Source organism: Microbacterium forte (assembly GCF_031885415.1).
GTDB classification, from domain to species: Bacteria; Actinomycetota; Actinomycetes; order Actinomycetales; family Microbacteriaceae; genus Microbacterium; species Microbacterium forte.
The window spans coordinates 3625078-3645212 of record NZ_CP116871.1 but is presented as its reverse complement, the minus strand read 5'-3'; the positions used below and the strand labels follow the sequence as shown (position 1 = coordinate 3645212).

The following is a 20135-nucleotide window of genomic DNA, read 5'->3' as shown; positions in this document are numbered from 1 at the left end:
GAATAGGATGGTGTCCGATCGGCCGTGCCTGATGACAGCAGGCTCACGCTTGGAAGACGCACTGCACGCGACCGAGTCACTTCGATCCAGGGAGGACGACCGTGTCCACAAGCGCTCGCTTGACACCGTCGATTTCGGAAACCACTTCCAAGACGCCACGCGGCACCCTCTACCGGGGTCGCGAAGGCATGTGGTCGTGGGTGCTTCACCGCATCACCGGAGTCGCCATCTTCTTCTTCCTGTTGGTGCATGTGCTCGACACTGCACTCATCAGGGTCTCCCCCGAGGCGTACAACGCCGTCATCGGCACGTACAAGAACCCGATCATGGCGCTCGGCGAGGTCGTGCTGGTGGCAGGCATCGTGTTCCACGCGATGAACGGCCTCCGCATCATCGCCGTCGACTTCTGGTCCAAGGGTGCCAAGTACCAGCGCCAGCTGTTCTGGGGCGTGCTTCTTGTGTGGGGCATCATCATGGCGGGCTTCGTGCCTCGTCACCTGATGCTCGCGTTCGCCGGCTTCGGAGGAGGACACTGATGACCGCTCAGACCGTCGCAGCCCCTGTCCGCCGTCAGCGCGGATTCAACCTCGAGAAGTGGGGCTGGCTCTTCATGCGCGCCTCCGGCCTCGTGCTCGTCGTGCTCATCTTCGGGCACCTGTTCATCAACCTGATGGTCGGCGAGGGCATCCACGCCCTGGACTTCGCGTTCATCGCCGGAAAGTTCGCCACGCCGTTCTGGCAGTGGTGGGACGTCCTCATGCTCTGGCTCGCGCTGATCCACGGCGCCAACGGCATGCGCACGATCGTCAACGACTACGTGACGAACAACACCGCTCGCAAGGCGCTGATCTGGGCCCTCGGCCTGGCCGCAGCCCTGCTCATCATCCTCGGCACCCTGGTCGTCTTCACGTTCGACCCGTGCCTCGGCGTGACCGAGTCGAGCACACTGTGGGAACAGTGCCAGACGCTGGGCAAGTAGAAGAGAAGGCATACGAGAAGTGACTACCGAGACCCAGGATTCCGTCGTGCGCGACGGCGTGCACTACCACCAGTTCGACATCGTGATCGTGGGCGCCGGCGGCGCCGGCATGCGAGCGGCCATCGAGGCAGGCTCCGGCGCGAAGACCGCGGTCATCTCCAAGCTCTACCCGACGCGGTCGCACACCGGTGCGGCGCAGGGCGGCATGGCGGCTGCGCTCGCGAACGTCGAAGAGGACAGCTGGGAGTGGCACACCTTCGACACCGTCAAGGGCGGCGACTACCTGGTCGACCAGGATGCTGCGGAGATCCTCGCCAAAGAGGCCATCGACGCGGTCATCGACCTCGAGAACATGGGTCTCCCCTTCAACCGCACGCCCGAGGGCAAGATCGACCAGCGTCGATTCGGCGGCCACACCGCCGAGCACGGCAAGACCCCGGTGCGCCGCGCATGCTACGCCGCCGACCGCACCGGTCACATGATCCTGCAGACGCTGTTCCAGAACTGCGTCAAGCTCGGCATCAACTTCTTCAACGAGTTCTACGTCCTCGACCTGCTCACGGTGAAGGACGCCGACGGCAAGACCCAGATCTCGGGCGTCGTCGCATACGACCTCTCGACCGGTGAGCTGCACGTGTTCCAGGCCAAGGCCGTGATCTTCGCGACCGGCGGCTTCGGCAAGATCTTCAAGACGACCTCGAACGCGCACACCCTCACGGGTGACGGTGTCGGCATCGTCTGGCGAAAGGGCCTCCCCCTCGAGGACCTCGAGTTCTTCCAGTTCCACCCGACCGGACTGGCCGGACTCGGCATCCTCCTCACCGAGGGCGCCCGCGGCGAGGGAGCCATTCTGCGCAACGCCTCGGGCGAGCGCTTCATGGAGCGCTATGCCCCGACGATCAAGGACCTCGCACCTCGCGACATCGTCGCCCGCTGCATGGTGCAGGAGGTGGCCGAAGGCCGCGGCGCCGGTCCTCACAAGGACTACGTGCTGCTGGACTGCACTCACCTGGGTGCCGAGGTTCTCGAGACCAAGCTGCCCGACATCACCGAGTTCGCCCGCACGTACCTGGGTGTCGACCCGGTCGTCGAGCCCGTGCCGGTGATGCCGACGGCCCACTACGCGATGGGCGGCATCCCCACGAACAACGACGCAGAGGTTCTCGCCGACAACACCACCGTCGTCCCGGGTCTCTACGCCGCGGGCGAGTGCGCCTGCGTCTCGGTGCACGGCGCCAACCGTCTCGGCACCAACTCGCTGCTCGACATCAACGTGTTCGGCAAGCGCGCAGGCCGCAATGCGGTGGAGTACGTCAAGACCGCCGAATTCGTGCCGCTTCCGGAGAACCCCGCCGGGTTCGTCTCCGGGATGCTCGAGGGCCTGCGCAACAACCAGGGCACCGAGCGCATCGCCGTGCTCCGCAAGGCGCTGCAGGACGAGATGGACAAGGGCGCGCAGGTCTTCCGCACGCACGAGTCGCTCGAGCACGTGCTCGGCGTCATCAAGGAACTGCGCGACCGCTACATGAACGTGCACGTCGACGACAAGGGCAAGCGGTTCAACACCGACCTGCTCGAGGCCGTCGAGCTGGGTTTCCTGCTCGACATCGCCGAGGTCGTCGTCTATGCCGCGCAGAACCGTGAGGAGAGCCGGGGCGGCCACATGCGCGACGACTTCCCCACCCGCAACGACGAGAAGTACATGCAGCACACGATGGCCTATCTCACGGGCGATCCGCACTCCTCCACTCCGAGCGATCACATCAAGCTCGACTGGAAGCCGGTCGTGTTCACGAAGAACGAGCAGGGCGAGTTGAACTACCCGCCGATGGAGAGGAAGTACTGAGCATGTCGAACGCCATCGCCGAAGCTCCCGCAGACACGACGCAGGACACGGGCATCCAGTCGTTCATCGTCACGTTCAACATCCGTCGATTCGACCCCGAGATCGACTCCGAGCCGCACTGGGTCGACTACGACGTGGAGCTGTACTCGACCGACCGCGTCCTCGACGCCCTGCACAAGATCAAGTGGGAGGTCGACGGCTCGCTCACGTTCCGCCGCTCGTGCGCCCACGGCATCTGCGGCTCTGACGCGATGCGCATCAACGGTCGCAACCGCCTGGCGTGCAAGACGCTGATCAAGGACCTCGACATCTCGAAGCCGATCTACGTCGAGGCGATCAAGGGCCTGCCGCTCGAGAAGGACCTCGTCGTCGACATGGAGCCGTTCTTCGCGTCGTACCGCGAGGTGCAGCCGTTCCTCGTCGCGAACTCCGTGCCGGAGAAGGGCAAGGAGCGGGTCCAGTCGATCGCGGATCGCGAGATCTTCGACGACACGACCAAGTGCATCCTCTGCGCCGCGTGCACCTCGTCGTGCCCCGTCTTCTGGACCGACGGTCAGTACTTCGGACCCGCGGCGATCGTGAACGCGCACCGCTTCATCTTCGACTCCCGCGACGACAACGCTGCGGTCCGTCTCGACATCCTCAACGACAAGGAAGGCGTCTGGCGCTGCCGCACGACCTTCAACTGCTCCGAGGCCTGCCCCCGCGGCATCGAGGTCACCAAGGCCATCGCCGAGGTCAAGCAGGCAGTGCTTCGCGGTCGTCCCTGACTCTCGCGCGCTGACGACGACGGGCGGGCTCCTTCACGGAGTCCGCCCGTTCTCTCTGTGTGGATAGGGTGAGGATGTGTCTGATCCTGCTGGCGCCGAGAGCGAGCCCCGCCGCCTCGACGCGGCCGTCGAACGGGCCACCGCACTGACCCAGCGCACGCTCGGGCTGTTCCCCGTGCGCGTGTGGCGTCACTTCCTGCAGCACAACGGGTTCCTCCTCGCAGCGGGCGTGAGCTACCAGGCGCTGTTCGCGATCTTCGCGGCGATCTATCTCGCCTTCGCCATCGCCGGTCTCTGGCTCGGAGGCAGCACCGAAGCGGTCGACGGCATGATCGACATCATCAACAGCTACATCCCCAACCTGATCCAGGACGAGGGCGGGGTGTTCACCCCGCAGCAGGTGCAGGAGATCGCTGCGAGCACGACCGGGCTGCTCAGCATCACCGGTCTGATCGCGCTCGGAACCGTGATCTGGACGGCCATCGGCTGGGTGACGTTCTCGCGACGCGCGACGCGCGACATCTTCGGCCTGCCGCCCGACCGTCGCAGCTACGTCATCCTGAAGGCGAGGGATCTGCTCGCCGCGCTGATCTTCGGAGCGTCGCTGATCGCCGGTTCACTGCTCAGCTCCGCCAGCGCGGTCGCGATGAGCTGGATCCTGAGCCTGCTGGGATGGGGATCCGCCCTCGACGGCCTCACCAGCATCCGGATCGGCACCGTGCTCGTGTCCTTCGCGCTGCTGTCGGGCGCACTCGCGGCGATGGTGCGCTTCCTCACCGGCACATCCCTGCACTGGAGCACGATCTGGCCGGGCGCGCTCCTCGGCGGCGGGGCGATGACGATCCTCCAGTTCGGCGCGGGATTCCTGCTGAGCTACACGCCGACGAATCCGCTGCTCGCCACGTTCGCGATCTTCATCGGTCTGCTGCTGTGGTTCAGGGTGAACGGCGTGGTGATGCTGGTCGCCTCCTCGTGGATCGCCGTCGCGGCGAAGGATCGTGACCTGCCGCTGCTGGCTCAGTCCGACGCGGAGCGGCGGGCGGCTGAACACCAGACCCTGGTGGCAGCAGCCCGCATCCGCGTGCGCGAGGCGCACGAGGCTCGCGAGACGGCTCCGTGGTACCGCGCCTGGGCCGCCGCCAGGGCCGTGCATGCGACGGAGCAGGAGCTCGCCGACCTGGAGGCCTCCGCTCCCCCGCCCGTCGATGCGAGCTCCGCCTTCGCCCAGCGTCTGCTGGCCGATCTGCAGCGTCCGTCCAAGGATGTCGGCGGCCCTCGTTAGGCTGGTGAGCATGCCTCATCTGCGTATCGCCTCGGTCAATGTCAACGGAATCCGAGCGGCGGCTCGCAACGGTATGAGCAGCTGGCTCGATGCGGCCGACGTCGACATCCTGACGCTGCAGGAGGTCCGCGGGCAGGACGAGCACCTCGAGGCCGCGCTTCCCGGATGGACGTTCGTGCACGACGAGGCCACGGCCAAGGGACGCGCCGGCGTGGCGATCGCGAGCCGCGTGCCGGCCATCGCCTCCCGCACCGAGTTCGGCGACGACGACTTCGATTCGAAGGGACGCTGGATCGAAGCTGATTTCCTCATCGGAGACCGCCCGCTCACGGTGGTCAGCGCCTACGTGCACAGCGGCGAGGCCGACACTCCGAAGCAGGAGGAGAAGTGGAAGTTCCTCGATGCGTTCGGTGTGCGTCTCGCGGACCTCGGCGATGATGACGGCGCGCTCGCTCTCGTGACCGGTGACCTGAACGTCGGCCATCGCGAACTCGACATCAAGAACTGGCGGGGCAACCGCAAGAAGGCCGGTTTCCTCCCCCGCGAGCGCGCGTACTTCGACCGGTTCCTCGGAGCGGCGGGCGAGACGGTCGAGTCCGCAGACGGCTCGACCGGCACCGGTCTCGGCTGGGTCGACGTCGGGCGCGTGTTCCACGGTGAGGTCGACGGGCCGTACACGTGGTGGTCGATGCGCGGTCAGGCATTCGACAACGATTCGGGGTGGCGCATCGACTACCACCTCGCGACTCCCGCGCTCGCCGAGCGGGTCACGGCCTATCACGTCGTCCGCGCAGCCGCGTACGACCAGCGCTGGAGCGACCACGCTCCGGTCGTGGTCGACTACAGCTACTGACCTCTCGCGCACCGACTGCCTGCTGTCCGGGTCGCGGTCTCGGTCTGGATCTGGGTGCGATCAGGCCGTGACAAGAGCGACGACCAGTGCGGCCGCGACCGCGAGGTATCCGAGCATGCTCCACAGGTAGGCCGTGCCCCGGAGTGCGCGAGGGAACACGAGCGGCACCGCGATCGCGACGAGGATGCCGGCGATGAGCGCGAGGAACGTGCCGAAGATGATCCCATAGCCATGCGGGTCGCCTCTCGTCCATCCGAACCGGCTGCTCAGCGCCACCCACGCGAGCAGGACGAACGGTGCGCCGAACAGCACCGTGAGCACGACTCCGATGATGCGAGAGACGCCATCGCCGCGTTCCTCGTCGGCGCCGGCGGCATCCGGAGCAGTCGTCATGGAGCGAGTCTCCCCCGCCGGCTCGCGGACCACCACCACCCCCATAGGATTGATACCGTGACGAAACCTCGCCTCTACTCAGGAATGCAGCCCTCCGCCGACTCTCTGCAGATCGGCAACTACATCGGAGCGCTCCTGCAGTGGCGGGACCTGCAGAGCTCGTACGACGCGTATTTCTCGGTGGTCGACCTGCACGCGCTCACGGTCGCACAGGACCCCGCGGAGCTGCGTGAGAAGACCCGCCGGACCGCCGCCCAGTACATCGCCGCGGGCATCGAGCCCTCGCTGTCGACGCTGTATGTGCAGTCGCACGTCCGCGCGCACGCGGAGCTCGCCTGGATCCTCTCGACGATCACGGGTTTCGGTGAAGCCGGCCGCATGACCCAGTTCAAAGACAAGTCCGCGCGCTACGGCGCCGACGCGACGAGCGTCGGCCTGTTCACCTACCCGGTGCTGATGGCCGCCGACATCCTGCTCTACCAGACCGACGTCGTGCCTGTCGGCGATGACCAGAAGCAGCACGTCGAGCTCACGCGAGACCTGGCCGAGCGCTTCAATTCGCGGTTCGGAGAGACGTTCGTCGTGCCGCGACCCGTGATCCAGAAGGACACGGCGCGCATCTACGACCTCCAGAACCCGACGTCGAAGATGTCGAAGTCGGCAGAGAGCGACGCAGGCGTGCTGTGGATGCTCGACGACCCGGCGAAGTCGGCGAAGAAGATCATGCGCGCGGTGACCGACAACGAAGGCTCGGTCCGCTTCGATCGCGAGAGCAAGCCCGGCGTATCGAATCTGCTGACCATCTACGCGGCGCTCTCAGGACGACAGGTTCCCTCGATCGAAGACGAGTATGCGGGCCGCGGCTACGGCGACTTCAAGAAGGGGCTCGCCGAAGTGGTCGTGAACGAGTTCGAACCCGTGCGTGCTCGTGCACTCGAACTTCTCGATGACCCGGCCGAGCTCGATCGGATCCTCGCGCAGAACGCCGCGCGCGCGGATGCCGTCGCCGACGCGACCCTCGGAGCGGTCTACGACCGGGTCGGACTGCTTCGTCGCGTCTGACCTCGACAGCCATAGGATGGGGGCGTGACTGATCCGCAGCAGCCCCCGTCCGGTGCCGTCCCCCCTGTGCCTCCCGTGCCCCGGTCGGACGAGGAGCAGCCGCAGTTCGCATCGCCCGTCTCGTCACCGGCGCCGCAGATCTCGACGCCGGCGCCGCCCGCACCGCCTTCGTACTCGACGCCTCCGGCTCCGCCCGCGCACCAGGGCGCGCCTCCCGTCTACCAGGGCGCACCCCCCGCGGCTCCCGCCGCACACAGCGAACAGGCCTTCCCCGCTCCCGCCGCCCCGACCCAGCCGTTCTCCGCCGGTCTGCCCGCACCCGCATACCCGGCACCGACGGGCGCCCCCGTGTACCCGCATCCCGCGGGTCAGCAGCCCGGCGCACCGACCTACCCGGCGGCTCCTCCCGGCGCCTACCAGGTTCCGGTCGGTGGCTACACGGCGCCCGCAGGCGCGTATCAGGCGCCGATCACCGGGGAGAAGAAGTCCGGGCTGATGGGCATCCTGGCGCTGATCCTGGCGATCGTGGCCGCTGTCGTCACGCCGATCGTCGCCGGAGTCGCAGGCTTCGATATCGGTCGTCGTCTCCCGGGCGGTCTCGACACGACCGATCCCGACTTCCTGTCGGTCCTCTCGCCCGCGCGTGACCAGGTGCTGTGGGCGGAGATCTCGTTCTGGACCGGGACGATCCTCGGCATCGCCGCCATCGTCATCGGCATCATCGCGATTCGCAAGAAGCAGGCGCGCGGCGCGGGCATCACTGCACTCGTCGTCGCGGTGCTCGGCCCGATCATCTTCTGGGTCGTCCTGCTGGTCACCCTGTCGACCGGCACCGCGACCGGCTTCCTGCCGTAACGAAGCGGTGCGACGACCGCACCTCGTTCGGATCAGCGTGGCGCGTGGTGCTTCTGCTGCGCGGAGAGCAGGCCCTCCTCGACGAGCAGCTCGACCGCGTCCGCCCCGTCTGACACGAGAATCGGCAGATTCGCGCGCTCGTCTTTGCTGAACGGCGAGAGCACCCAATCGGCGGGGTCCTGTCGGCCCACCGGGCGACCGATGCCGACGCGCACCCGCGGGAACTCCGGCGTGGTGAGGGCGCGGGCGATGTCGCGCACCCCGTTGTGTCCGCCGTGGCCTCCGCCGATCTTGAGCTTGACGGTGTCGAAGGGGATGTCGAGTTCGTCGTGGACGACGATGACCTGCTCCGGCGGCACCGAGTAGAAGCGAGCGAGAGCCGCCACCGGAGTGCCGGAGACGTTCATGAACGTGTTGGGCTTGGCGAGCACGAGCTTGTCACCGCCCGGACGCACCCAGGTCTCGACGACACGCGCCCCGCCCTTGTGCTCGCGAAAGCTCTCGCCACGGCGCGAGGCGAGCTCGTCGACGACCATCTGGCCGATGTTGTGGCGCGTGGCCTCGTATCGCGGGCCGGGGTTGCCGAGCCCCACCACGAGCCAGGTGGATGCCATGTGATCGTCCTCTCGCATGCGGGCCCTTCGCGGTGCCCGGGTCAGGATACGACAGAGGGGGCGCGATCTGCTCGCGCCCCCTCTGTGATGCAGTCAGCTGTGCGCTGCGCCTGCGGAGATCACTCCGCGGCGGGAGCCTCCTCGGCGGAAGCCTCGTCGGCTCCGGCCTCGTCCTCACCGAGCGACTCCTCGGCCGGGATCGCGATCGCGACGACGAGCACCTCGGGGTCGGTCAGCAGCGTCGAGCCCTTGGGGAGCATGACGTCGGCGGCGGTGATGTGCGCGCCCTCTTCGAGACCCTCGACCGAGACCTCGACGTTCTGCGGCAGGTGCGTGGCCTCGGCCTCGATCGAGATCGTGTTCGCGTCCTGGTTGACGATCGTGCCGGGAGCCGGCTCTCCGGTGACGATGACGGGAACGTCGATCGTGACCTTCTCGCCCTTGCGAACGACCAGCAGGTCGATGTGCTCGATGATCTGGTGCACCGGGTCGCGCTGGACATCCTTGACGAGGGCGAGCTGGTCCTTGCCGTCGATGTCGAGCTCGAGCAGCGCGTTCGCGCGGCGGATGATCAGCGAGACCTGGTGGCCGGGCAGTGCGACGTGCACGGGGTCGGTGCCGTGACCGTAGATGACGGCGGGGATCTTGCCTGCGGCGCGCAGACGACGGGCGAAGCCCTTGCCGAAGCTCTCGCGGAGCTCGGCCTTGACCTTGGTGTCTTCAGACATGGGGTTCTCCTTCGGGGCACGCAGCGACAGCTACGCGGTGGTCTTGGAATTGTTCTCGAACGCAGACACGTGAGGAAAGCCACCGGCTTGCTTCGCCGCGTCGATAACGGATGCCAGCGCACGCGCAGAAGCATCCCTCGCCGAGGTACTCCTCTCATGGTACCGGATGAGCCGATAGGCTGAGAACACCGATCCCCTCTCTGCAGAACATGGAGTTCCCACATGCTCGACGGCGTCTTCTTCTCCCACGCGATCGCCTGGCTCATCGGCGCGATGACCGTGTGCGCCGCAGGCTTCACCTTCGCGGCTCTGTTCTCGCTCGGGCGCTCGGGGTACCGCAAGGACTGACCTCTTCGCGTCCGACACCACCCGTCACACGGGAACACCACCCCGGACGCCGCGATAATCTGGGAGCATCCCCTTCTTCTCGATCTAGGAGCCATCTGTGCCCGAAGCATCAGCGAACATCGGAGTCGTCGGACTCGCCGTCATGGGTTCGAACCTCGCCCGCAACCTCGCCAGCCGCGAGGGCAACACGGTGGCGATCTTCAACCGGAGCTACGAGAAGACCGAGACGCTCGTCTCCGAGCACCCTGAGGCCGGCTTCATCCCGGCCAAGACGTACCAGGAGTTCGCCGACTCGCTGCAGAAGCCGCGCACGGCGATCATCATGGTCAAGGCCGGCGGCCCGACCGACGCCGTGATCGACTCGCTCGTCGAGGTCTTCGAGCCGGGCGACATCATCGTCGACGGCGGCAACGCGTACTTCCCCGACACGATCCGCCGCGAGAAGGCCGTCCGCGAGACGGGCATCAACTTCGTCGGCGCCGGCATCTCGGGCGGCGAAGAGGGCGCGCTCACGGGCCCGTCGATCATGCCCGGCGGCTCGGACGAGTCCTGGATCACCCTCGGCCCGATCCTCAAGTCGATCGCCGCGATCGCCGAGGGCGAGCCGTGCGTCACGCACGTCGGCCACGACGGCGCGGGCCACTTCGTCAAGATGGTGCACAACGGCATCGAGTACGCCGACATGCAGCTGATCGCCGAGGCCTACGACCTCATCCGTCGCGGCACGGGCAAGTCCCCCGCCGAGATCGCCGAGATCTTCGCCGAGTGGAACAAGGGCGAGCTCGAGTCGTACCTGATCGAGATCACCGCAGAGGTGCTGCGCCAGGTGGATGCCGAGACCGGCAAGCCGCTCGTCGACGTGATCCTCGACCAGGCCGGGGCCAAGGGCACCGGTGCATGGACCGTGCAGACCGCCCTCTCGCTCGGCGTGCCGGTGTCGGGTATCGCCGAGGCCACCTTCGCCCGATCGCTGTCCTCGCACCCCGAGCAGCGCGAGGTCGCAGGCTCTCTTCCCGGCCCTGACGACGCGTTCACCGTCGCCGACGAGGCCGCGTTCATCGAGGACGTGCGTCTCGCGCTCTACGCCTCGAAGATCGTCGCCTACTCGCAGGGCTTCGACGAGATCCGCGCGGGCGCGGCAGAGTACGGCTGGAACATCGACCTCGGCGCGATCAGCAAGATCTGGCGCGGCGGCTGCATCATCCGTGCGCAGTTCCTCAACCGCATCGCCGACGCCTACGCCGCAGAGCCCGGCCTGCCCGTGCTGCTGACGGCTCCCTACTTCACCGAGGCGATCACCCGCGCGCAGGCGCCGTGGCGTCGCGTCGTGATCGCGGCGGCTCAGGCCGGCATCCCCGCTCCGGCGTTCTCGTCGTCGCTGTCGTACTACGACGGCATCCGCGCCGACCGCCTCCCGGCCGCCCTCGTGCAGGGACAGCGCGACTTCTTCGGTGCGCACACCTACAAGCGCATCGACAAGCCGGGCACGTTCCACACGCAGTGGTCGGGCGACCGCACCGAGATCGAAGCCGAAGACACGCACTGAGCGCTCTCTGACGCATGACGAAGGCCCCGGCGAGTGTCGCCGGGGCCTTCGTCTTGTCTCACCTGGTGATGTCCTGCACCGTCCCCTTCGCGAGCCGCAGCCGCCTCGTCGCTCGACGAGCCACCGCCGAGTCGTGCGTGACGACGATCATGGTGATCCCCTCGGCGCACAGCCCCTCGAGCAGCGTGAGGATCTCGTCTCGCATGCTCTCGTCGAGGTTGCCGGTCGGTTCATCGGCCAGCAGCACCCGAGGCCGCTTCACGATCGCCCTGGCGATCGCCACGCGCTGCTGCTGACCGCCCGAGAGCTCGGTCGGCAGGTGGTCGCCACGGTCGTCGAGGCCGACGTGAGCGAGCGCCTGCGCCACGCGCGCTGATCGCTCGGCGCGACTGAGCGAGGTCGGCTCGAGCGCCATGTTCACGTTCTCGGCAGCCGTGAGGGTCGGGATGAGGTTGAACCCCTGGAAGACGAAGCCGATCTCCTGGGCCCGGATGCGAGTGAGCTCACGAGCGGATGCGGAGGCGAGCTCGATGTCGCCCAGCTTCAGCGACCCCGAAGACGGCTTGTCGAGCGCTCCCAGCAGCTGCAGCAGCGTCGATTTGCCTCCTCCAGTGGGCCCCTGGATCGTGACGAACTCGCCGGGGTCGATGGTGAGATCGACACCGGTCAGCGCCTTCACCGTCCTTGCCTTCTGCCGGTAGGTGCGAGTGACGCCCTGCGCGCGGTATATCGGCGCCGCGGCATCCGTCCCGTTCGCCGTGGGGGCGATGTCTGCGATGGTCATGATGTCTCTCCTCTGTCTGTGATGTCTCGTGAACCGTCAGGCGACGGAACGCAGTGCCTCGGCAGGGCTCAGTCGTGCCGCCCGCCATCCGCCGAACGCTCCGGCCACGAGGCCACCGAGCACGGCGAGACCGACGGCCGCGACCAGCACCCAGGGGGTGAAGGGGGCCTGCAACACGATGTCGGCCGCCTGTTGCGTCTGGAACATGCCGCCACCTCCGGTGGGTCTGCCACCCGTTCCCCCGGGGCCGCCTTCGGCAGTGCCCGCGGCAGCAGCGGCGACCGTCGGCTTCACGAGGTTGATGACGATGATCCCGGTGATGCCGAGCACCAGACCTACAGCGCCGCCGATGAGTCCCTGCACCATCGACTCGCCCGCGACCTGGCGCACGACACGGCCGTTGGACCAGCCGATCGCTTTGAGGGTGCCGAACTCTCTCGTGCGACGTGAGACGCCCGACAGCGTCAGCAGCACCGAGAGCAGCACGGCGACCGCGAGCAGGATGATCGACAGCCAGGTGCCGAGGTTCGTGATCAGCGAGGTCGCGCTCGACAGCGACCCTGAGACGGTCGATGCGAGCTCGGACTGCGACGTGATGGTGGCATCGGGAAGCTCGTCGGCGAGTGCCGTCTGCACAGCGTCGATGGACGCCGCCGACTCGGCCTGCACGTAGACGGTCGAGACGACGTCTCCGGCGCCCGAGAGCTCCTGGGCCGTGTCGAGGGGCAGGTAGACATTGGCCGCGGTGTCGGCGGAGTCGGAGGTGGATGCCACGATGCCGACGATCTCGACATCGGAACCGGCGACGTCGATCGTGTCACCGACGGCGATCTCGTTCGTGCTCGCGTAGGTGGCGTCGACGAGTGCGACGAGCGCACCCGCATCATCGCTGTCGAGAGCGCGGCCGTCGCTGATCTCGACCGAGGCGAGCGGACCCACCGACGTCACGGCCGGATCGATGCCGAGCACCGTGAACGACTCGACGCCGAAGGAGCCGCCACCGGCGCCGCCCTGGGGCGGTGCGTCGCCCTCGGTGGGAGCGGTGCCTTCAGCGGTTCCGTCCTGCGCTCCGAAGCCGCCGCTGGGCAGCTCACCCGAGAAGGTCGAGTTCGTGAGGCTGAGCGCAGCGGATGCCGCCGTCACGCCGTCCGTCGCCGTCACCGTGTCGAGCACGGTCGCGTCGAGAGTTCCGCGCATGAAGTCCGTCATCAGGGTCGACTGACTCAACGTCGTCGTGTCGCCTTCGGTGGCTCCGTCCTCCGATCCGAAGTCGAAGCGCTGACCACCGCCCTCCCCCGGCTCAGCCGCGGCCCCGGTGACCGTGAGGTCGGTTCCGACGCCGTAGACCGACTCCAGTGCCTGGGCCTGCGCATCGCGCACTCCCGCGGTGAGGGCGTTGACGACGATGACCAGGGCGATTGCGATGGCGAGCCCGATCGCGACGATCATCGTCTGTCTCTTGCGGCCTGCCAACTCGCGCCGCAGATATGTCCCGTACATGTGTCTCCTTCCGCCGCGCCGTTCGCGGGCCGATGATGACGCTAGGGAGCGGACTTTTGCGAGATCGAGGGAGGAGTGATGAGAAGACTATGGTCGGCGGATCTCACAGCCCACGCATAGCGCTCTCCATAGAAACCCCATAGGTGATTCCGCAGAATGTACTCATGAGCTCCGATCTCCCCGAACTGCGCCGCCCCGACGGCTCCCCCCTGCGCATCCTCGCCGTCGACGACGAGCAGATGCTCACCGATCTCCTCGCGATGGCCCTGCGGATGGAGGGCTGGGAGGTGCGCACCGCATCATCCGGCCTGGAGGCGCTGCAGGCCGCGCGCGAATTCGAACCCGACGCGCTCGTGCTCGACATCATGATGCCCGACCTCGACGGCATGGCCGTGCTGCGGCGCCTTCGCGAATCCGGCAGCCTCGTGCCGGTGCTCTTCCTCACTGCGAAGGATGCCGTCGGCGACCGGGTCGCCGGCCTCACCGCCGGTGGTGACGACTACGTCACGAAGCCGTTCAGCCTGGAAGAGGTGATCGCCCGACTGCGCGCGATCATCCGCCGCACCGGACACGCGACGGCCGACGATGGCCAGTCGATCCTCCGCGTCGCCGACCTCACCCTCAACGAGGACAGCCACGAGGTCCTCCGCGACGGCACCGAGATCGAGCTGACCGCGACCGAGTTCGAGCTGCTCCGCTATCTGATGCGCAACGAGCGACGAGTGCTGTCGAAGGCCCAGATCCTCGACCGGGTGTGGAGCTACGACTTCGGCGGCAAGTCGTCGGTCGTCGAGCTGTACATCTCGTACCTTCGCAAGAAGATCGACGCCGGGCGCACCCCGCTGCTGCACACGGTGCGAGGTGTCGGCTACATGATCAAGGCACCCCAGTGAGCCTGACGGGGATGGCTCGGCGACCGATGAGTCTGCAGACACGGCTGATGACAGCCGTGATCGGGTTCGTCTCGCTCATCCTCGTGATCGTCGCCGTGATCACCAGCGCTCTGCTCGGCAGCACACTGGAGAGACAGCTCGAGGATCGCCTGCACAGTTACTCGAATACGGTGACACAGTGGGTCAGCCGGGTGCCCGCGCAGTTCGCGAACATGGACAACATCCTCGAGATCAACGACGCCCGCGTCCCAGGACTCCTGCTGGCGGTGTCCAGCACGGAGGGCGGAACCAGCGGAGTGCTCTTCCCCGACACCAAAGACGAATGGGGCGGCGTTCCGCAGAAGCTGACCAGCGCAGATCTCGATCGTATCGACGCGGCACTCGGCGGCCAGCCCAGTGCGACAGTCACCATCGACGACTTCGGCTCGTACATGGTCTTCGCGAAGCAGGCGCCCAACGGCGTCAACGTCGTCACCGGACTCCCCCGGACCGAGATCCAGAATCAGCTGACGACGCTGCTCACAGTGATCGCCCTGGCGACGATCGGAGGCCTCATCCTGTTGGCGCTCACCACGGCGATCACCATCCGCGTGGGGCTGAGACCATTGCGTGCGGTCGCGGCGACGGCAACCCGGGTGGCGAATCAGCCCCTGGACCGAGGTGAAGTGCAGATCACCGAGCGCGTTCCCGCATCGGAGGCCGATCCGCGCACGGAGACCGGCCTGGTCGGCTCGTCTCTGAACAAACTTCTCGACCACGTCAACGACTCCCTCGCCTCGCGTCAGAAGAACGAGGAGCGGATGCGACGCTTCGTCGCCGACGCGAGCCACGAGCTGCGCACTCCGCTGTCGTCGATCCGCGGATACTCCGAGCTCTCGCTGCGCGCGTTGAAGCAACAGGGCGGCGAGGCCGCCGTCGAGAGCACCACCACGTCGCTCGAGCGCATTCAGGCTCAGTCGCTGCGCATGACGCGCCTCGTCGAGGACCTGCTGCTGCTCGCCCGTCTCGACGAGGGACGGGAGCTGGTCTACGGCACCGTCGACCTGACCCAGCTCGCGCTCGAGGGCCTCTCCGACGCACGCCCGACTGCGGCAGACCATCACTGGAACATCGAGGCTCCTGATGAGCCCATCGTCATCGTCGGCGACGCCGGACGGATGCATCAGGTCGTCGCGAACCTTCTCGCCAACGCGCGGACGCACACCCCCGCGGGCACCTCGATCACGCTCAGCGTGAGTCGCGAAGGTGATGAGGCCGTGTTGCGGGTGCACGACGACGGGCCCGGTATCGACCCCGGCGTGCGAGATGAGCTCTTCGCCCGGTTCGCGCGTGGCGACAGCTCCCGCGCTCGTCAGACCGGCGGCACCGGCCTCGGGCTGGCCATCGCGAAAGCGATCGTCGAGGGCCACGGCGGCCACCTCACCGTCGCCAGCCAACCCGGCGACACGACGTTCACGGTGCGACTCCCCCTGAGCCCGGCCACCCCATCCACCGGCTGACGTCCCGTCCCCAAGGCTGCGGGGTCAAAAGAACATCGGAAACAGGCGATCCCGGTGCGTTTTTGACCCCGCAGGACATGCCTCGGAGTAGACGCACGCCGAGCGGAACCCCGGCTCAGTACCCGGCGAAGGCGTCTGTCGTGAGGGAGCGGGCCTTCTGCAGCGCGGGAGCGAGGTCGGCGATGAGCCGCGGAGGACCCGAGATGTACGAGTGCCGCTCGCCGATGTCGGGAACGTGACGCTCGAGGCCTGCGGCGTCGAGGCGCGCGCCCTGCGCCCAGGTCCAGTGCGTCGGAAGGTTCGCAGGCTCATCGCGCGTGAAGACGATGACGCGCGCGCCGGTCGCGGCCAGCTCGTCTCGGAAGGCCAGCTCCGAGCTGTCCGAGGCCACATAGACCAGCACGATGTCACGCTGCTGCTCCGTGAGCTGGAGTTGCCGCAGCTGCGACACGAACGGCGTCACGCCGATGCCTGCGGCGACCATCAGGACGGGCGTCTCCGAACGCGGGAGGAGGAAGTCGCCCCACGTGCCTGTCACGGCGAGAGCTGAGCCCGGTTCCGCTGCAGCCAGTGCGCGCTTGTAGCTCGACGGATGCTTCTGATCGCCGTCCTTATAGGCGATGCGGAGCGTCGGGAGGTCTGCCGGCGCCGAGACGATGCTGAACTCACGGCGGGTTCCGCGGGCATCCGGTCGGGCGTGCGGCACATCCAGTTCGAGGTACTGCCCCGAAAGGAATCTCAGCTTTCCCTGTGCGCGGAACGTCAGCTCCTGAGCGGTCGGCGTGATGAACTGCCGCTTCTCGAGCACGAGCCGCACCGACCCTCGCAGCGCGAAGGCGAACGCGAGCAGGTTCCCGATGAGCAGCGCCCGCTCCTGCCCGAGGGTGAAGAGGCCGCCGATCGCGATCGGCCACCCGGCGAGTGCTCCGACGAGAACCGCCACCGAGAACTGCTGCCACCGGCGCGGCGGCAGAGTCAGGGGCTCGGAGAGCATGAACGCTCCGAGGAACAGGAACGGGGACTGCAAGATCGCGAACGAGAGAGCGGCACCGGGATCGAAGGCGATCGAGAACTCCTGAGCTTGCACGGCCTGCCGCAGCATCGCGACAGCGATCGCGACGATGAGGAAGACGACGACGACGCGCACCTTCTCGGTGCGCCAGAGGACGACGAGTCCGAGAATCAGGACGGGGACGAAGAGCGACGGTGTGCCGACCCACCACGACGAGGACGTCCCGAGCCACTCGAAGGCACCGAAGGATCCGAGGATCGACACGACGGCCGCACCGAAGGCGGCGGGATTGAGGACGTGCCGACCCCGCCACACGATCAGATACTTCGACAGGCTCGCCACGACTCCGGCGATGGCCAGCCCGAGCAGGGCGTTCGGCTCGATGCCGGGGCGGAGCACGAAGAGCAGGATCAGTGCCGTCACCAGCGAAGACTCGATGCGCCACGGCAGCCGCAGGATGCGCTGGGCCGCCGCATCCACCAGCGATATGACCAGCGCAAGCACGACGAAGGACGCGATGATCTCGAGCGGTGTCGGCGAGACGATCACGCCGAGAGCCGACAGCACCACGGCGATGAGCCCCAGCGCGAGCAGGGCGAACAGCACCAGACGGTACATGGAGATGCCGCCGAGCAAGGCGAGAACCCGCTGCCGCAGCGCGGTGATGGAAGTGATCACAGGTCTACTCTTCCCTACTTCGATGCCTCATCGGCGGGTGGTGAACAGCTGTGCGGGGCAGCCCGGCGAACGCTCGGCGCGTCCGTCGGTCGTCATGCGCACCCACTCGACGCCCCACGATGCGGCGAGCTCGGGGCCGCCGTCGAAGAACAGGGCGGTCGCGACGGCATCCGCTCGCATCGCCTCAGGGGCGATCGCCCACGTGGCCGCCCAGGTGCGGACCGGCACCCCGGTGCGAGCGTCGAGCACGTGGTGGAGTCCATCACCCCACGCCCGGCGATTGATCGCCGAGGCACAGAGCGCGGCATCCTGCAGTTCGATCACGCCGATCGCCTTCGTCGGATCGTACGGATGCTCGAGTCCGACCCGCACCACGTCTCCGCGGACTCTCATGTCACCTCCGGCATCGACCACGAGGTCACCGGGCACGTCGGCGAGCACCCCGGCCACGAGATCGACCAGACGCCCTTTGCCGAGTGCCCCGACGTCGAGAAGAGCCGGCGCGGATGCCGTGGCCTCCCCCGCCGTCCAGCGCACCCGATCGGTCCAGTCTGCCGGGGCGGCGATCGGGGAGCTCGCGACGAGCGAGTACGACGCGTCGTAGCCGAGGGCATCCAAGCTCTCCGCGACGAGCGGGTTCACCGCCCCGGAGCTCGCCCTCGACAGGTCGCGGTAGGCATCGAGCATCGCGCCCGCATCGGGAGACGAGATCGAGCCGCCGTCTCGGCCGACACGGGTGACCGATGAGTCCTCTCGGAACCGCGACCACTCCCGGTCGAATCGCTCGATCTCGGCCCCGACGCGTTCACGGTCGTCCGCGCCGAGCCCGTGCGACGTCTCGATCTCCCAGAGTGTCCCGATCGCGTCGAAACGCCAGATCGTCATGCCGTGGTCAGGCGCCTCAGGCGGCGGCCTGCTCCTTGATCGACTCGACGGCCTCGTTGAACCCGCCGCTGGTGAGCGACGAGCCCGCCACACGGCTGACCTCGATGTCGTCGAGGGACTTGCCCACGACCTCATCCGCGATGCCGCCGATGAACTCGCCCTGGTACTGCTCGCTCTCGCGGGCCTGCGGGTCGCCGGTCACCTCGACATCCGTGACCAGACCGTCGGCGACCGTGAGGGTCACGCTGATCGTCTCGACCGTCTCGGGGGTCTGGTACGAGCCGTCGGCGGTGTAGGTGCCGTCGGTGTAGTCGCCGCCGGCCGCTGCTCCGGAATCGGTCGATTCGGTGCTCGTGTCGGTTCCGGTGTCGGTCGACTGGTCTTCGGCGTCAGCCGTGCCGGAGCACCCCGCGAGGACGAGCAGTCCTGCGACGCCGGCCAGGGCTGCGCCCTTGCGAACAGAAGTCGGTACAGTCGTGCGGATCATGATGGTCCTCCCGGCCTTGATCGCTGTGTGTGATTCGACCGTAGGGACAGCATCTATGCGCGGGCTGTGTCCGAAGTATGGGTCGCCTAAGCGTCGCCGCCGAACATGCTCGTGACGGATCCGTCTTCGAAGACCTCGTGGATCGCGCGGGCGAGCAGCGGGGCGATCGGGAGGATCGTGAGCTTGTCCCACTGGCGCGACTCGGTCAGGGGGATCGTGTCGGTGATCACGACCTCGTCGATCGACGCGTCCTGCAGACGCTCGGATGCCGGGTCGCTGAAGATCGCGTGCGTCGCGGCGACGATCACGCGATGCGCACCGCTCGCCTTCAGCGCCTGCGCCGCCTTCACGATCGTGCCGCCGGTGTCGATCATGTCGTCGACGAGGAGGCAGGTGCGCCCCTCGACGGTGCCGACGATCTCGTGCACGGAGACCTGGTTGGCGACCTTCGGGTCGCGACGCTTGTGGATGATGGCGAGCGGTGCCCCGAGGCTGTCCGACCAGGTGTCTGCGACGCGGACGCGCCCCATGTCGGGCGAGACGACGGTGAGGATCTTTCGGTCCTCGGCGCTCAGCGTGCTCTTGAAGTACTCCATGAGCACGGGCTTGGCGAAGAGGTGGTCGACGGGGCCGTCGAAGAATCCCTGGATCTGGGCGGCGTGCAGGTCGACGCTCATGACGCGGTCTGCACCGGCCGTCTTCAGCAGATCGGCGACGAGGCGGGCACTGATCGGCTCACGGCCGCGGCCCTTCTTGTCCTGACGCGAGTACGGGTAGTAGGGGGCGACGACCGTGATGCGCTTGGCGGAGGCGCGCTTCGCGGCGTCGATCATGATGAGCGTCTCCATGAGCCACTCGTTGACCGGCTCGCCGAAGGTCTGGATCAGGAACAGGTCGCAGCCTCGGATCGACACCTCGAACCGGGCGTAGATCTCACCGGATGCGAAGGTGCGGTGCTCGGTCGGCACGACCTCTGTTCCGAGCGATGCGGCCACCGCTGCGGTCAGCGCGGGGTGCGATCGACCACCGGCGACCACGAGTCGCTTCTTGGTCTTGGCTACGAGACCCGGAGCGATGCCGTTGTCCCTGTCCAGATCGACCGTCTTCTTCTTGCGCGCCAT

21 protein-coding genes are annotated in these 20135 nt (G+C 67.4%); 12 read left to right on the top strand and 9 right to left on the bottom strand.

The features are described from left to right. The first annotated feature begins 101 nt into the window (after positions 1-101). The 6 genes from sdhC to OB895_RS17660 all read left to right on the top strand — a co-directional run bounded on the left by sdhC (position 102) and on the right by OB895_RS17660 (position 5730). Positions 102-536 carry a succinate dehydrogenase, cytochrome b556 subunit gene (sdhC, locus tag OB895_RS17685; protein ID WP_072591539.1) on the top strand — a complete coding sequence of 145 codons (435 nt, stop codon included), beginning with the start codon at positions 102-104 and terminating at the stop codon, positions 534-536. Continuing rightward, on the top strand, positions 536-979 hold the full coding sequence (locus OB895_RS17680; protein WP_042540324.1) for a succinate dehydrogenase hydrophobic membrane anchor subunit: 444 nt from the start codon (positions 536-538) through the stop codon (positions 977-979). Before sdhC ends, OB895_RS17680 begins: the two co-directional genes overlap by 1 nt. A gap of 19 nt (positions 980-998) precedes the next feature. After that, the gene (gene sdhA / locus OB895_RS17675; RefSeq protein WP_042540323.1) at positions 999-2825 is read left to right on the top strand and encodes a succinate dehydrogenase flavoprotein subunit; all 1827 of its coding nucleotides are present in this window, start codon (positions 999-1001) and stop codon (positions 2823-2825) included. A 2-nt stretch (positions 2826-2827) separates the two neighbouring features. Then, a complete protein-coding gene (locus OB895_RS17670; RefSeq protein WP_042540321.1) occupies positions 2828-3595 on the top strand; it encodes a succinate dehydrogenase iron-sulfur subunit in 768 nt (255 codons plus the stop codon). 76 nt (positions 3596-3671) lie between these two features. Continuing rightward, entirely contained in the window at positions 3672-4877 is a 1206-nt protein-coding gene (locus tag OB895_RS17665) for a YihY/virulence factor BrkB family protein (protein ID WP_042540319.1), read from the top strand. 10 nt (positions 4878-4887) lie between these two features. After that, on the top strand, positions 4888-5730 hold the full coding sequence (locus OB895_RS17660) for an exodeoxyribonuclease III (RefSeq protein WP_194285948.1): 843 nt from the start codon (positions 4888-4890) through the stop codon (positions 5728-5730). Between the two features lie 60 nt (positions 5731-5790). On the opposite strand, the gene OB895_RS17655 is transcribed toward OB895_RS17660, so the two are convergent. Then, positions 5791-6123, bottom strand: coding sequence for a hypothetical protein (locus OB895_RS17655; protein ID WP_042540332.1), 333 nt, complete (start codon positions 6121-6123; stop codon positions 5791-5793). 57 nt (positions 6124-6180) lie between these two features. Between OB895_RS17655 and trpS the strand changes: the two genes are divergently transcribed. Both trpS and OB895_RS17645 read left to right on the top strand, forming a co-directional pair. Then, positions 6181-7185: a tryptophan--tRNA ligase gene (gene trpS, locus OB895_RS17650; protein ID WP_079113214.1), complete on the top strand. Its 1005-nt coding sequence runs from the start codon at positions 6181-6183 to the stop codon at positions 7183-7185. A gap of 24 nt (positions 7186-7209) precedes the next feature. Beyond that, entirely contained in the window at positions 7210-8040 is an 831-nt protein-coding gene (locus OB895_RS17645; protein ID WP_311878466.1) for a hypothetical protein, read from the top strand. 32 nt (positions 8041-8072) lie between these two features. Here the strand turns inward: OB895_RS17645 and pth are convergent, their stop codons facing one another. After that, on the bottom strand, positions 8073-8654 hold the full coding sequence (pth, locus tag OB895_RS17640) for an aminoacyl-tRNA hydrolase (protein ID WP_042540313.1): 582 nt from the start codon (positions 8652-8654) through the stop codon (positions 8073-8075). A 119-nt stretch (positions 8655-8773) separates the two neighbouring features. Beyond that, entirely contained in the window at positions 8774-9382 is a 609-nt protein-coding gene (locus OB895_RS17635; RefSeq protein ID WP_311878465.1) for a 50S ribosomal protein L25/general stress protein Ctc, read from the bottom strand. A 222-nt stretch (positions 9383-9604) separates the two neighbouring features. Between OB895_RS17635 and OB895_RS17630 the strand changes: the two genes are divergently transcribed. Both OB895_RS17630 and gnd read left to right on the top strand, forming a co-directional pair. Beyond that, on the top strand, positions 9605-9730 hold the full coding sequence (locus tag OB895_RS17630; protein ID WP_256381367.1) for a hypothetical protein: 126 nt from the start codon (positions 9605-9607) through the stop codon (positions 9728-9730). A gap of 97 nt (positions 9731-9827) precedes the next feature. Continuing rightward, the gene (gnd, locus tag OB895_RS17625) at positions 9828-11276 is read left to right on the top strand and encodes an NADP-dependent phosphogluconate dehydrogenase (protein ID WP_056373413.1); all 1449 of its coding nucleotides are present in this window, start codon (positions 9828-9830) and stop codon (positions 11274-11276) included. A 58-nt stretch (positions 11277-11334) separates the two neighbouring features. On the opposite strand, the gene OB895_RS17620 is transcribed toward gnd, so the two are convergent. Next, a complete protein-coding gene (locus tag OB895_RS17620) occupies positions 11335-12060 on the bottom strand; it encodes an ABC transporter ATP-binding protein (RefSeq protein WP_079113215.1) in 726 nt (241 codons plus the stop codon). 36 nt (positions 12061-12096) lie between these two features. Continuing rightward, positions 12097-13560, bottom strand: coding sequence for an ABC transporter permease (locus tag OB895_RS17615; protein WP_311878461.1), 1464 nt, complete (start codon positions 13558-13560; stop codon positions 12097-12099). Between the two features lie 164 nt (positions 13561-13724). On the opposite strand from OB895_RS17615, the gene OB895_RS17610 reads away from it, so the two are divergent. Beyond that, a complete protein-coding gene (locus OB895_RS17610) occupies positions 13725-14453 on the top strand; it encodes a response regulator transcription factor (RefSeq protein WP_311878459.1) in 729 nt (242 codons plus the stop codon). A 26-nt stretch (positions 14454-14479) separates the two neighbouring features. Beyond that, a complete protein-coding gene (locus tag OB895_RS17605) occupies positions 14480-15952 on the top strand; it encodes a sensor histidine kinase (protein WP_376708821.1) in 1473 nt (490 codons plus the stop codon). Positions 15953-16067: 115 nt separating this feature from the next. Here OB895_RS17605 and OB895_RS17600 read toward each other — a convergent pair whose 3' ends face one another. The 4 genes from OB895_RS17600 to OB895_RS17585 form a co-directional block, all read right to left on the bottom strand. Next, on the bottom strand, positions 16068-17642 hold the full coding sequence (locus tag OB895_RS17600) for an FAD-dependent oxidoreductase (RefSeq protein WP_079113218.1): 1575 nt from the start codon (positions 17640-17642) through the stop codon (positions 16068-16070). Positions 17643-17669: 27 nt separating this feature from the next. Next, complete coding sequence (locus OB895_RS17595) at positions 17670-18527, bottom strand: FAD:protein FMN transferase (protein ID WP_042537436.1); 858 nt, start codon at positions 18525-18527, stop codon at positions 17670-17672. Between the two features lie 16 nt (positions 18528-18543). Next, on the bottom strand, positions 18544-19014 hold the full coding sequence (locus OB895_RS17590) for an FMN-binding protein (protein WP_042537434.1): 471 nt from the start codon (positions 19012-19014) through the stop codon (positions 18544-18546). Positions 19015-19100: 86 nt separating this feature from the next. Continuing rightward, a complete protein-coding gene (locus OB895_RS17585) occupies positions 19101-20135 on the bottom strand; it encodes a ribose-phosphate diphosphokinase (RefSeq protein WP_042537432.1) in 1035 nt (344 codons plus the stop codon).

Excerpts from the sequence above, each read along its gene's own strand:
- OB895_RS17680 (WP_042540324.1), top strand. The coding sequence starts at position 536 with ATGACCGCTCAGACCGTCGCAGCCCCTGTCCGCCGTCAGCGCGGATTC.
- OB895_RS17670 (WP_042540321.1), top strand. The coding sequence starts at position 2,828 with ATGTCGAACGCCATCGCCGAAGCTCCCGCAGACACGACGCAGGACACG.
- OB895_RS17660 (WP_194285948.1), top strand. The coding sequence starts at position 4,888 with ATGCCTCATCTGCGTATCGCCTCGGTCAATGTCAACGGAATCCGAGCG.
- OB895_RS17655 (WP_042540332.1), bottom strand. The coding sequence starts at position 6,123 with ATGACGACTGCTCCGGATGCCGCCGGCGCCGACGAGGAACGCGGCGAT.
- pth (WP_042540313.1), bottom strand. The coding sequence starts at position 8,654 with ATGGCATCCACCTGGCTCGTGGTGGGGCTCGGCAACCCCGGCCCGCGA.
- OB895_RS17635 (WP_311878465.1), bottom strand. The coding sequence starts at position 9,382 with ATGTCTGAAGACACCAAGGTCAAGGCCGAGCTCCGCGAGAGCTTCGGC.
- OB895_RS17630 (WP_256381367.1), top strand. The coding sequence starts at position 9,605 with ATGCTCGACGGCGTCTTCTTCTCCCACGCGATCGCCTGGCTCATCGGC.
- OB895_RS17620 (WP_079113215.1), bottom strand. The coding sequence starts at position 12,060 with ATGACCATCGCAGACATCGCCCCCACGGCGAACGGGACGGATGCCGCG.
- OB895_RS17615 (WP_311878461.1), bottom strand. The coding sequence starts at position 13,560 with ATGTACGGGACATATCTGCGGCGCGAGTTGGCAGGCCGCAAGAGACAG.
- OB895_RS17610 (WP_311878459.1), top strand. The coding sequence starts at position 13,725 with ATGAGCTCCGATCTCCCCGAACTGCGCCGCCCCGACGGCTCCCCCCTG.
- OB895_RS17605 (WP_376708821.1), top strand. The coding sequence starts at position 14,480 with ATGAGTCTGCAGACACGGCTGATGACAGCCGTGATCGGGTTCGTCTCG.
- OB895_RS17595 (WP_042537436.1), bottom strand. The coding sequence starts at position 18,527 with ATGACGATCTGGCGTTTCGACGCGATCGGGACACTCTGGGAGATCGAG.
- OB895_RS17590 (WP_042537434.1), bottom strand. The coding sequence starts at position 19,014 with ATGATCCGCACGACTGTACCGACTTCTGTTCGCAAGGGCGCAGCCCTG.
- OB895_RS17585 (WP_042537432.1), bottom strand. The coding sequence starts at position 20,135 with ATGGCGCGCAAGAAGAAGACGGTCGATCTGGACAGGGACAACGGCATC.